This is a genomic window from Aneurinibacillus thermoaerophilus, assembly GCF_900099925.1.
In the GTDB taxonomy this organism is placed as follows: domain Bacteria; phylum Bacillota; class Bacilli; order Aneurinibacillales; family Aneurinibacillaceae; genus Aneurinibacillus; species Aneurinibacillus thermoaerophilus.
On the sequence record NZ_FNDE01000004.1, the window covers coordinates 86,951 to 99,918 of the forward strand.

12 protein-coding genes are annotated in these 12,968 nt (G+C 46.8%); 1 reads left to right on the forward strand and 11 read right to left on the reverse strand.

The genetic code is table 11. The features are described from left to right. Window position 1: 1 nt before the first annotated feature. The 11 genes from BLR88_RS03710 to BLR88_RS03760 all read right to left on the reverse strand — a co-directional run bounded on the left by BLR88_RS03710 (window position 2) and on the right by BLR88_RS03760 (window position 10,670). Window positions 2–1,045: an ABC transporter ATP-binding protein gene (locus BLR88_RS03710; protein WP_091259955.1), complete on the reverse strand. Its 1,044-nt coding sequence runs from the start codon at window positions 1,043–1,045 to the stop codon at window positions 2–4. Further along, window positions 1,042–2,052, reverse strand: a complete 1,011-nt coding sequence (locus BLR88_RS03715; protein ID WP_091259957.1) for an ABC transporter ATP-binding protein — start codon at window positions 2,050–2,052, stop codon at window positions 1,042–1,044. Before BLR88_RS03715 ends, BLR88_RS03710 begins: the two co-directional genes overlap by 4 nt. A 23-nt stretch (window positions 2,053–2,075) precedes the next feature. Next, a complete protein-coding gene (locus tag BLR88_RS03720; protein WP_057899397.1) occupies window positions 2,076–3,005 on the reverse strand; it encodes an ABC transporter permease in 930 nt (309 codons plus the stop codon). Beyond that, window positions 3,005–3,934 (reverse strand): ABC transporter permease, encoded by a 930-nt coding sequence (locus tag BLR88_RS03725; protein ID WP_057899398.1) that lies wholly within the window; start codon window positions 3,932–3,934, stop codon window positions 3,005–3,007. Before BLR88_RS03725 ends, BLR88_RS03720 begins: the two co-directional genes overlap by 1 nt. A 74-nt stretch (window positions 3,935–4,008) precedes the next feature. Then, entirely contained in the window at window positions 4,009–5,658 is a 1,650-nt protein-coding gene (locus BLR88_RS03730) for a peptide ABC transporter substrate-binding protein (protein WP_091259959.1), read from the reverse strand. A 58-nt stretch (window positions 5,659–5,716) separates the two neighbouring features. Then, window positions 5,717–6,193 carry an Lrp/AsnC family transcriptional regulator gene (locus tag BLR88_RS03735; protein ID WP_091259961.1) on the reverse strand — a complete coding sequence of 159 codons (477 nt, stop codon included), beginning with the start codon at window positions 6,191–6,193 and terminating at the stop codon, window positions 5,717–5,719. A 202-nt stretch (window positions 6,194–6,395) separates the two neighbouring features. Continuing rightward, entirely contained in the window at window positions 6,396–7,223 is an 828-nt protein-coding gene (locus BLR88_RS03740; RefSeq protein ID WP_091259963.1) for a purine-nucleoside phosphorylase, read from the reverse strand. An 82-nt stretch (window positions 7,224–7,305) separates the two neighbouring features. After that, entirely contained in the window at window positions 7,306–8,124 is an 819-nt protein-coding gene (locus tag BLR88_RS03745; RefSeq protein ID WP_057899402.1) for a purine-nucleoside phosphorylase, read from the reverse strand. 23 nt (window positions 8,125–8,147) lie between these two features. Further along, window positions 8,148–9,329 carry a phosphopentomutase gene (deoB, locus tag BLR88_RS03750; RefSeq protein WP_057899403.1) on the reverse strand — a complete coding sequence of 394 codons (1,182 nt, stop codon included), beginning with the start codon at window positions 9,327–9,329 and terminating at the stop codon, window positions 8,148–8,150. A gap of 112 nt (window positions 9,330–9,441) precedes the next feature. Further along, window positions 9,442–10,329 carry a site-specific tyrosine recombinase XerD gene (gene xerD, locus BLR88_RS03755; RefSeq protein WP_057899404.1) on the reverse strand — a complete coding sequence of 296 codons (888 nt, stop codon included), beginning with the start codon at window positions 10,327–10,329 and terminating at the stop codon, window positions 9,442–9,444. A gap of 104 nt (window positions 10,330–10,433) precedes the next feature. Continuing rightward, the gene (locus BLR88_RS03760) at window positions 10,434–10,670 is read right to left on the reverse strand and encodes a DUF4227 family protein (protein ID WP_057899405.1); all 237 of its coding nucleotides are present in this window, start codon (window positions 10,668–10,670) and stop codon (window positions 10,434–10,436) included. 145 nt (window positions 10,671–10,815) lie between these two features. Between BLR88_RS03760 and BLR88_RS03765 the strand changes: the two genes are divergently transcribed. After that, window positions 10,816–12,891 (forward strand): peptidoglycan D,D-transpeptidase FtsI family protein, encoded by a 2,076-nt coding sequence (locus tag BLR88_RS03765; protein WP_091259965.1) that lies wholly within the window; start codon window positions 10,816–10,818, stop codon window positions 12,889–12,891. Window positions 12,892–12,968 lie beyond the last annotated feature (77 nt).

Consider the following 12,968-nt stretch of genomic DNA (forward strand, 5'->3'; position numbering starts at 1 on the left):
TTTAATGCTTCAAATGATTCATTTTCCTTACACTGGCCCCCATCACATTTCTATCGTAAAGATGGCAAGCGACGAAGTGTCCGGGTTCCGCTTCCCGCCAAACAGGCTCAACTTTGGCGCATGCTTCCATGGCATGCGGACAACGGGTACGGAAATGGCACCCGCTCGGCGGATTCATCGGGCTCGGTACATCACCTTTCAATACGATACGCTGGCGTTTGCGCTCCACTTCCGGGTCCGGAATCGGAATCGCAGATAGCAGCGCTTGTGTATACGGATGCAAAGGATTCGCATACAGCGTCTCGCCTTCGGCGAGTTCAGCGATTTTGCCCAGATACATGACTGCCACCCGATCGCTAATATGCTTTACCATCGACAGATCATGGGCGATGAACAAATATGTCAGCCCCATTTTGTCTTGCAATTCGCCCAGCAAATTCACGACCTGCGCCTGGATAGATACGTCCAGCGCAGAAATCGGCTCGTCACAGACAATAAACTTCGGCTCTACCGCGAGCGCGCGGGCGATACCAATCCGCTGACGCTGACCGCCGGAAAACTCATGCGGGAACCGGTTCATATGGTCAGACTTCAATCCGACCAGATGAAGCAATTCCTGAATGCGTTCCCTGCGCTTCGCTCCGGTCGCCAATCTATGCAGATCAAGCGCTTCGCCAATAATATCGGCCACCGTCATCCGCGGATTTAAAGACGCATACGGATCCTGGAAAATCATCTGCATATCACGGCGCAGCTTTTTCAACTCCCGCGGATTCGCTCGGTGCACATCTTTTCCTTCGAACAGCACCTCGCCTCCGGTTGCTTCATACAGACGAAGAATGGTGCGGCCCATCGTCGATTTTCCACACCCGGATTCTCCTACAACGCCGAGCGTTTCACCGCGTTTTACATCAAACGTTACGTCGCTGACGGCCTTTACTACACCGCCTCCGACATTGAAGTATTTTTGCAGATTGCGCACTTCCAGCAGAATCTCCTGCTTTTTATCGTTTTGTACCGAAGTTTCTGTTACAACCGTACTCATTGCGCAAATCCCTCCTTCCGGTTCACCTGTCTGGCCAATGGATGGTGCAACCAACAAGCCGCTTGATGATTACTGTCCATTTCTTCAAGCGCGGGCTTATGGTTACGGCATACTTCCATTGCATAGGCACAACGAGCAAAGAACGGGCAACCGGCAGGCGGACGCAAAAGGTCCGGCGGCGTACCGATAATAGGGTTGAGCGGCTCGTCTTTTTTCATATCAAGGCGTGGCACCGACTGCAAGAGCCCTTTTGTATACGGGTGTTGCGGTTCATAAAAGATTTGATCGACCGTTCCTGTCTCCACAATCTCACCTGCGTACATGACGACAACACGATCACACATATCGGCCACCACTCCGAGATCGTGCGTAATTAAAATGATCGATGTTTTCGTTTTGGCCTGAAGCTTTTTCATCAACTCTAAAATCTGCGCCTGAATCGTTACGTCCAGCGCTGTCGTCGGTTCATCAGCGATCAGCAGTTTCGGCCGGCAGGCCAGCGCAATAGCAATCATGGCGCGCTGCCGCATCCCACCGGAAAATTCATGCGGATATTGGTTCACTCGCTTATCCGGCTGTGGAATGCCGACCATCTTTAATAATTCGATCGCTTGCTTGTGCGCTTCTCCAGCCGACATTCCCTGGTGTTTGATCAGGCTTTCCGTAATTTGTTGCCCGATCTTCATCGTCGGGTTTAAGGACGTCATCGGATCCTGAAAAATCATCCCAATATCGTTTCCCCGCACTTTTTGCATTTCTTTTTCACTTTTTTTCAGCAAGTCCTCTCCATTAAATAAAATGCTTCCTTTCTTATACTTGACCGGAGGATGCGGCAGAAGCTTCATAATCGACTGAGCGGTTACGCTTTTTCCGCAGCCAGACTCGCCTACGATACCGACCGTTTCGGCTTTTTTTACATGAAAGGTTACGCCGCGCACAGCTTTCACTTCGCCCGCATACGTATGGAACGAAACATGCAGGTCACGCACTTCAAGTATATTTTCCATAGGTTTTTCACCCTTTGCTTACGTTATTTGCGCATTCTCGGGTCAAGCGCATCACGCAAACCGTCGCCTAACACGTTAAAGGCGAACATCGTGAGCGAAATAAAGAAGCCCGGAATGAACAGCTGATAGACGTTTCCGACAAGCAAACTTACGAGCGCATCATTCACCATCGTACCCCAGCTGGCCTGCGGCGCTGGAATGCCAAGACCGAGAAAGCTGAGCGTCGCTTCGGCAAAGATCGCAGTTGGAACCGTCAGGGTCACATTTACAAGAATCGGCCCCATCATATTCGGAATCATATGCTTGCGCAAAATCCACTTCGTATCAGCGCCGAGAACCATCGCTGCCTGAACATATTCCTGCTCTTTGAGCTGCAATACCTGTCCGCGCACAAGGCGGGCCATCGGAATCCACCCTGTGATTGTCATCGCAATAATGATCGTCCACAATCCCTGCCCCATAACAACCATAAGCAGGATAACCATTAATAAATACGGTATACCATACAACACTTCAGCAATTCGCATCATAATATTGTCGATGCGCCCGCCTTTCAAACCGGAAATACCGCCATACAGTACACCGATCACAAAATCGATAAAAGCCGCCATGACACCGATAAACAAAGAAATACGCGCACCGTACCAGACTCGGGTAAAAATGTCACGCCCGGAAGAATCGGTACCGAACCAATGCTCGGCACTTGGTCGCATGTTTTTTATACTAAAATCTTGTTTATAATACGTATAACCGCTAATCATCGGTCCGATAATGGCCATAATGACAAGCGCGATAATCATCAAAAGACCGATCATCGCCAATTTATTCATCTTCAAACGGCGCCATACATCCGCCCAATAGGAGACGCTGGGGCGCTCGATTTTTTCCGCATCTTTAAAGTGATCTGTTACAGGTCGGAACATATCAGCGGTCAATTGCGATTCATGCTGCATTACTTACTCCCCCCTGCAACCTTAATGCGTGGATCAATCCACGTGTAAAGTACATCCACAACGAAAATCAAAAAAATAAGAATGGCGCTATAAAAAACGGTAGAACCTAAAATCACCGGATAGTCACGATTAAAAATACCTTTCACAAACATTTCGCCCATTCCGGGGATACCGAAAATATGCTCAACCACAAAACTTCCTGTTACAAGATTCGCTGTGATAATACCAAGCACGGTAACAACCGGTAAAATTGCATTTCGTAACGTATGTTTAATAATAACAATATTGCGTGTCAAACCTTTTGATTTTGCCGTCTTAATATAATCCTGCCCTAACACTTCCAGCATGCTGGAACGCATAAGACGCGCAATAAATGCCATCGGCATCGCCGCCAACGCCAGCGAAGGCAAAACGGTATGTTGCCATGTTCCCCAGCCGGATGGCGGAAAAATGTTCATTTCTACAGCAATATAGTTAATGAAAACCGTTGCCAAAAAAAAGCTCGGCACAGAAAGTCCGACGATGGCAAGAATCATCGACAAATAATCAGGCCATTTATTGTGATATAAAGCGGCAATGACCCCAAAAATTAAGCCAAGCGTAACCCCGATCGCCAGCGCCTGTAAACCAAGATAAAACGAAATGGGAAATCCTTGCGCAATATAATCGTTGACTGTGATCGCACTCGATTTTAATGATGGACCAAAATCAAGTTGTAACAACGATTTTAAATATAATCCGTACTGAACAATTAACGGTTTATCCAGATTGTAGTAAGCTCGTAAATTTTCGTATACACCGGGCGGCATGTTTCCTTCTTTTGCAAATGGGTCACCTGGAATTACATGCATTAAACCAAACGTTAGCGTAATCACCACCCACAGCGTTACGAGAGCCCACCCCAAGCGTTGCAAAGTATATCGTAACACCTTATCCCCTCCATTCCTTCATGTTTAGGAAATAGGAGATACCCAGAAGCCGGGTACCCCCTGATTTATGCGCACTACTTTTTGTCCGCATATTTCATGACCGGATACTCATCCGGCACCGTATAAACGCCGGTTACATTTTCTTTCACCGCATACGGCATCGCATAGAAGTAAATGGGCATAATCGGCATCTCATCCATCAAAATTTTTTCCGCTTTATGCATGAGTTCCATGCGTTTTGCCTGGTCAGCCGCTTTCTGAGCCTGATCAATCAGCGCATCATATTCTTTGTTTTTCCAGCCCGTGTCATTTTGTTTGCTATAGGAAGTGAACATTTCCAGCATGGTCATCGGATCTGTATAGTCGGCGATCCAGCCGGACCGGCTTACATCGTAATCAAGCTTATGCTCACGATCGATTTTCACCTGGAATTCCACGTTTTCTAGTCCGACTTTAAGTCCAAGATTTTTGCGCCACATTTCCTGAATCGCTTCCGCGATACGTTTGTGTGCATCAAGCGTGTTATACAAAATCGTAAATTTCGGCATGCTGGTCATGCCTTCTTCCTTAAGACCTTCCGCCAGCAGGCGCTTCGCCAGCGCTACATCTTCTTTAAAGAAATTGCCGCTCACTTCTTGAAACTCTTTGCCGCTCGGTTCTTTCGCACCCGGTCCGACATAACCAAACGCAGGCTTCTCCCCGCCTTGCGTGACATTTTGTGTAATGGTATTGCGGTCAATCGCCAGCGTTAAGGCCAAACGTACCTTTTTGTTATTGAACGGTTTCTTTGTCGTATTGAAACGGTAAAAATACGTAGCGAATTGAATCGCCGATTTAAACTCAGGCGAATTGCTAGACTTAAGCTGTCCAATCACATCGCTCGGCAGCGGATAAAGCAAATCGTAATCGCCGGAGCGGAAAGACTGCCATGCCGTATTTTCATCTTCTACCATCGTCCAATGTATGCCATCTAATTTAATGCGGTCTTTCTCAAAATAATTTTCATTTTTCGCCATTTTCAAATGACTTTTATGCTGCCATTCGACCAATTTGAACGGTCCGTTGGAAACGAATGTTTTAGCATCGTTTGCCCAATTCGGATTTTGTTCCTGCACCTTTTTATCGATTGGAAAATACGTATAGAAAGATACGAGTTCTTCAAAGAACGGGGTCGGATTTTTCAGTTTGACTTCAAGCGTTTTGTCGTCAAGCGCTTTTACACCCACTTTGTCTTCAAGCGCTTTCAATTTTTGTGGATCCTTTTCTTTCGACTCATTGTACTGCTGGGCTCCGTCGATGTAATATAAAATCCAAGCATAATCCGAAGGTGTAGAAGGGTTCAGCACATATTTCCACGCGTATTCAAAGTCATGGGCTGTCAGCGGATCACCGTTGGACCATTTAAGTCCGTCACGCAGATGGAAAGTGTATTTTTTCTTATCTGGGCTTATATCCCACTTCTCGGCCATCGCCGGCACAATTTTCCCGCCCTCTTCTTTCATCGTCAGACCAACAAATAAATGACGCATCGGCCAACTATCATGCGTACCTTGCGCTCTCGCAGGATGCAGGGAGCCAGGCTCAGTAGAGTTATTGACGCGAAGGATTTTTTCTCCGGCCTTTTCGCCTCCGGCCGATTTTTCTCCGCCGCCACAACCTGTAAGCGCTAATATAAATAAGAGAACAAAACTTAAGAAAATCGAGAAACTTTTCTTCACAGTCATCAACCCCCTTAGTTTCAAATCATGTTTCCTATAAAGGACGTTTCCACACGGCCATTCATTAGCCCGCGTTGTCCTCTAACCCATCCAACGTCACATACGAAAATGAATCTTTATATTGCTTCAGTTCAATTGAAACTTCGGCCGAAACAATCCCTTCAACATTGGCTAAATCTTTGTTCACAAATGTAACCAGATCTTCATTCGAGCGAAAATACGCCTGAATGATTAAATCATTGCGCCCGGAAAACGCGCCAATAAAACGCACCGCCCGCAGTTTTCCCAGCTCTTCGGCAACTTTCTCCTGGTAGCCGAGCCTGGTGGACATACCGATGATAGCCTGCACATTTAAACCGACTTTTATAGGGTCAGTATGTACGATAAAATAAAAAATTTTATCTTCAATCATCCTGTTGATACGCGAACGAACCGTGCCTTCGCTTACTCCAAGCAAATGTCCCATCTCCGTATATGATTTCCGAGCATCTTCCTGAAGGATTTGAAGAATCTGAAAATCAAGCAAATCCAACTTTCTCACCCACCCCCCTCCTTTCCTAAAAAAAATAATCATTCAGAAAATTCGACTTACGATTGCGGCATAATTTCACCAAAAATCTATGTTTTTCGTAAATCAATTTTCTTAATACATCATAATATAAATATAAAACGATATACAATTAATGTAAATAATATTTTTATTAAATTCGTAAAATTATTTATGAATTTATACGTTTTTCCTATTATCCGTTCAATTTTGGAAGTACAGCTTTAAGGAGAGAAATAAGCTTTGGACGGGTACGGTTCGCTACTTCCACTACTTGCTCATGTGTCAAAGGTTCCAGTTCTTCACCGATCGCCATATCGGTTACACAGGAAATTCCCAGCACCTTTAAACTAGCGTGGCGCGCCACAATGACTTCTGGAACGGTGGACATGCCGACCGCATCTCCACCTAATCGAGCCAGTATTGTCAATTCTGCTGGCGTCATATACGACGGCCCGCTAATTCCAACATATACCCCTCGCTGTATGGAAATTCCCAGCTCTTTGGCCGTTTCCTGTGCGAGATGAATGTATTCTTTCGCATACGCTTCCGACATATCCGGGAAACGCGGGCCAAACTCTTCTATATTCGGGCCAATAAGCGGATGATCACCCGTAAAATTAATATGGTCTTCAATAATCATTAAGTCGCCCGGCGCAAAAGTGCGGTTCATGCCGCCGCATGCGTTTGTAATAACAACCGAATGGACGCCGAGCAACTTCATTACATAAACCGGAAAGGTAACCTGTTTCATGCTGTAGCCCTCATAGTAGTGAAAACGTCCCTGCATCGCCACAACGTTCTTTCCTTCCAGCGTGCCGATGACAAGCTGGCCTTTATGTCCTTCTACCGTAGATACAGGAAAATGCGGAATTTTATGATAACTGAGGCACACCGTATCTTCTATCTCATCCGCCAACACGCCAAGACCGGAACCGAGAATCAAACCGATTTCTGGTTTCACAGAAATGTGGCTTTGAATGTATTCTGCTGCGTCTTTCAAGTTGGCAACATAATCTCTCATGAAAAAACCTCCTCTTATACTTATAATAAAAAGCCTGAAACAAACAGCGTATCTTTTGCTCCAGACTTTTTGATTACATGCCCTATATCTCTTTTATGATTGCTTTTACTAGCGTTAAAAATGCGCTTTTAACTTTTTCTGTTGTTTCCATTACTTCTTCGTGTGACAGCGGCTGCGGCAAAATGCCTGCGGCCATGTTGCTGATGCAAGAAATGCCGAGCACGCGAATGCCTGCATGACGCGCTACAATAACCTCCGGAACCGTAGACATACCGACCGCATCCCCGCCCAGAATGCGCAGCATGCGGATTTCCGCCGGCGTTTCATAGCTCGGTCCCAATAGGCCCACATACACACCTTCCTGCACCTTAATTCCGTGCGCATTAGCTACCTTGTGTGCAAGTGCGCGCAAGTCAGGGCAATATGCGGTCGACATATCCGGGAAACGTACCCCCAACTTTTCATCGTTCGGCCCAATAAGCGGATTGCGCCCCGTAAAATTAATATGGTCTTTAATCAACATCAAGTCGCCCGGCGCATAACTTTCGTTTACGCCTCCAGCCGCGTTGGTCACGATCATCCTGTCCACCCCGATCGCTCTCATGACACGTACGGGAAACGTTACTGCGTCCAGTCCATACCCTTCGTAATAGTGAAAGCGTCCCTGCATCGCCACAACGTTCTTTCCTTTCAGCGTGCCGATGACAAGCTGGCCTTTATGTCCTTCTACCGTAGATACAGGAAAATGCGGAATCTCCTTATATGGAATAACAGCCGGATTTTCAATTTCATCGGCCAGTACCCCAAGACCAGAGCCAAGAATTAAGCCAATCTCCGGTTTGATATCCGTTATGCTTTCAATATAAGCTTTCACTTCTGCAATGTTTGCTGTAAGCGACATCCCCTCTGCCTCCCTTATCCTCTTTATTCAGTAATCTGTCGCAAAAAGCTCGTACCAATGCTGGGCTTTGTCACCTGAAAGTTGTCGGCGATGGTTGCGCCGACGTCGGCGAACGTTTCGCGCACGCCAAGCGGTTGGCCGCCTTTCATGCCTATGTAATACACAAGCAACGGCACGTATTCTCGCGTATGATCCGTTCCGTGATGAATCGGATCGTTTCCGTGATCCGCCGTAATGATGAGCAGGTCATCTTCGCCGAGCGCACCCAGAATTTCTGGAAGACGGCGATCAAATTCCTCAAGCGCTTTGCCATAGCCAATCGGATCACGACGATGCCCGTACATAGCATCAAAGTCTACGAGATTTACGAACGAAAGTCCGGTAAAATCTTTTCGCATCGTTTCCAGCAGTTTATCGACACCGTCCATATTCGATTTTGTTTTCAGCGCTTCCGTTATGCCTTCGCCCGCGTAGATATCAGAGATTTTACCAATGGCGATGGAAGTAAATCCTGCTTCCTGCAACTCATTCATCACCGTTTTGCCCGGCGGCGATACAGAGAAATCACGACGATTCGCCGTGCGGGTAAAGTGGCCTGGTTCACCAACAAACGGACGGGCAATCACACGCACGACGGAATGTTCATCATCAAGCGTAAGTTCACGCGCAACCTTGCAAATTTCATACAGCTCTTCAAGCGGCACAATTTCTTCGTGGGCTGCCACCTGGAACACGCTGTCCGCCGAAGTATAAACAATAACGTCACCGGTTCTCATATGTTCTTCGCCCAATTCAGCAATAATTTCCGTACCGGAAGCCGGTTTGTTTCCGAGCACGCCGCGGCCAATCCGCTCAGAGAACGGCTTGATTAGACTATCAGGGAACCCGTTCGGCCACGTTTTGAACGGTGTCTCAATGCGAAGACCCATAATTTCCCAGTGACCGGTTGTTGTATCTTTCCCTATCGAAATTTCTTTCATTTTACCGAAAGCGGCCTCAGGCGGAGCATCCGCAGAAACGCCTTCCAACTTCTCGATATGTCCGAGTCCAAGGCGCGACAGATTCGGCACGTTCAAGCCATTCATTCTTTCGGCGATATGACCGAGCGTATGCGCCCCTTCGTCGTTATAGTCTTTCGCATCTGGCAATTCGCCGATGCCGACGCTATCAAGCACGATAAGAAATACGCGTTTAAATCGCTTCATACAGCTGTCTCCTCCTCGTTTCAATTCAGCGGGACAAGCCTCTTAGCCAGCGCATGAAAATCATGCGTAAAATAAGGAAGGCACTTCACACTTTTCCCCGAAGTACCCTGTTTTATGCCCGAGGATGGGCTTTTGCGTACACTTCCTTCAACCGTGAACGCGTAACATGCGTATAAATTTGCGTAGTTGAGATATCGGCGTGTCCGAGCATCTCCTGCACAGAGCGCAAATCCGCCCCATTCTCAAGCAGATGTGTCGCGAACGAGTGACGTAACGTATGCGGGGTAATTTCTTTGTGACTGTTCGCCAGCTGGGCGTATTTCTTGATAATTTTCCAGAATCCTTGACGCGACAAGCGGCGGCCATGATGATTCAAAAATAACGCTTCTTCCTGTCCTCGTTTCTTTAAAAACGGGCGGCCGCGTTCAAGGTACGTCTGTACGTTCACAATAGCCAAACGTCCAAGCGGAATTATGCGCTCCTTTGAACCTTTTCCAAAACATTTAATAAAACCCATATTCAGATTCACGTCTGATAAATTAAGCGATACGAGCTCAGATACGCGAATGCCGGTCGCGTACAAAAGCTCTAGCATCGCTTTGTCCCGCATGCCGGACGGAAAGCGGGTGTCCGGTCCGTTCAGCAACATTTCCACTTCCGCCACCGAAAGCACCTGCGGAAGCTTTTTTTCAATTTTTGGTGATTCAAGATTAACGCTTGGATCTTTATCAATAAACTTTTCCCGCAATAAGAACTGGTAAAATGCGCGGATGGAAGCAAGGTTGCGCGACAGCGTCGCCGTCGCCCGTCCCTGTTCTTGAAGATAGAGCAGATAGCCCATAATCTGCGTGCGGCTTGTTTCGCTTATGTCCTTGAATCCCTCTCGTTCTAAATACGCACAATAGCTTATCAAATCTCTGCGATACGATTCAAGCGTGTTTTTTGCTAACCCTCTTTCCACTGTTAAGTAATGGATAAATTGGGTGATTAATTCATTCATTTGCGAATCTCCTTAACATCCGATCTCCTCTATCTGTTAGATAAGCATGTCCTTTATTATTTTATTCCACAAGGGTTCCTTGTTTCCTGCCCGATAACAAAAATTTATTCACCGTACCAATAAAACGCAAACAATCGCTGCTTCATTTCTTGATACGTTTTTTTCAAAGAAGGAACATCGTTCATAACTTTCACCGCTTTCCCCTGCGGTTCTTTGTACGGCTGCGCCGGCCTAATCGCATCGTTTAGGTAAGAGATAATACAATAAAATATAAATGTACAAAATACAAAAATGGCAAGCAAACGCAGCATTTCCGCGATTCTATTATACGGAATAAACATGCACCTTTCTCCTTCCGCACACGTTTTTATCCCATCCTATTCATTTCCAAGCAATTTTATACCTTTCGCTCGTTTTCAATTTATGTTTTGCATGATACAATTTATTTTTGTGATTAACAATTATCGGCAAGGTGTGGTCAAACCGATGTACAATCAACAAGAAAAAGAAAATAGCCGGCTCAAGCAAGTGTTCAACCGTTTGAACCTGCTGCTTTTGCTCGTGTTCCTCATATTCGCCCTTATCATTTTCCGACTGGCCTACGTGCAGGTTGTAAAAGGGGAGGAGTATCAGGCAGAAGCGGTGTCCAAATCGGACAAGAAAGTGCCAATTCCGGCGATGCGCGGCAACATATACGACCGGCACGGCAACCTAATCGTGCATAGTCGTGGCTCCTTTACTGCCGTCTTCCAGGAAAAAGAATATATGGACAAGGATTATTACATCCAGCTAGCCACCAAGCTGGAAAAAATTCTGGAAGGCACGACTAAAGAGGATTTGCTCAAAAAAATGGATGTCGGATACGAGTATAAAAACGGAAATGTCGTCAAATCCCCGCGCATGACCCAAAAATTTTTGGAAAAAGACTTGAAACACGACCTATCCCAAAAAGAAATCGCCTACCTATCAGAGCACCGCAATGAATTGGATGGTGTAGCCGTCATCACGAAACCGATCCGCGAATACGATCCGAAACAGGTGGCCGTGCAAACCATCGGATATGTGCGCCCGTTTAACGTTGCGGATAATCAGGGCATCGAATACTATCGACAGCGAAAGGACGATTATTTGCCGAACCAAACGGTCGGTTATGACGGAATTGAGCGCAGCTATGAAGAAGAACTGCGCGGCGAGAATGGTTACCGTCTGTATCAGGTGGATGCCCATCAAAACATCCTAAAACAGATCAAGGAAGTTCCGCCAAAGCGCGGCAACAATTTGTATCTAACAATTGACCAGCGCGTGCAACTTGAAACGCGCGACTTCATTAAGAGTTTCCTGCCCAAACTGCGGGCCACAGGTCGTAACGCCTCCTACGCAAAAACAGCGTACGCGGTGGCTATGGAAGTAAAGACAGGTAAAATTGTTGCGATGGTCAGCTACCCGGAATACGACCCGAACATTTGGACATCCGGCCCTGACAAAGAAACATACGAACAAAATAAGTATTCCTTTACAAACGGGACAATCCGCAGCGCACCGTATGATGTGCGCCCCAAAACCGGAAAAGCTGCGGAGATGGAGAACTATAAACATCCAGCTTCCATCGTACCGGCCGGTTCTGTCGTGAAGCCGCTCACCGTGCTAATGGGATTGTCGGAAGGCTTAATTACACCGTATGATTATTGGGCTGACCCAGGTGCGTACCACTATGGTGGCGCTTCCGACGTCGTACGCAACGACAGCGGTCATAATTATGGCATGCTGACGCCCAGAACGGCGATTCAAAAATCAGCCAACACGTATATGGCGCGCATTGGTAAGCTTATGAGCGAAAAGCATGGAAAAAATTCCGTTACCGTCTATCAGAAGTACTATCACGCCTTCGGTCTCGGCGTGAAAACAGGCGTCGATTTGCCGGGAGAATCGGCCGGCAACGAAGATTTTCTCGTCATGAATAAGCGCTATGGCCCTCTCGCTGCGATGGTGCAGGCTTCCTTCGGCCAGCAGGGCCGCTATACGGCTATGCAGCTGGCACAATACGTTGCCACGATTGCGAATAAAGGCGTGCGCTTGCGCCCGCAACTGGTGGATCGCATTGTGGATGCTAAAGGAAATGTTGTTCGTCCGTATAAAACAGAAGTGCTAAATGTAATAAAAGAATCGGATATTAATTGGCGTACAATACATCAAGGCATGGCAATGGTTACCCAAGGCGGTACCGCGACCAGCGCATTTGCCGGGTTTCCTTATCGCGTAGCAGCAAAAACAGGAACATCGCAACAAGATATTTATGTGCCTGATTCAACAGATTTTACGAAGAAGGTAAACTGGCGCAAGTATAAAGAAATAAATAATGGGGTCTTTGTTTCCTTTGCTCCGGTTGAGGATCCGAAACTGGCTGTTGCTGTTATCGTTCCAGAAGGGGGCTATGGCTCTCAATCCGCTGGTCGCATCGCCCGTGCCATTTATGAAGCATATGACAAATACATTGGCCTTGGCCCTACGGATAAGCCATACGATCCGAAAACAGCCGTGCCGAAAGACAAAAAAACTGAGTAAACTTCATAAAAAGCATGCTGTCCGGGCGGAACAGCATGCTTTTTTACTTTTGCGGATCATTCTCCTTCACTACGAAA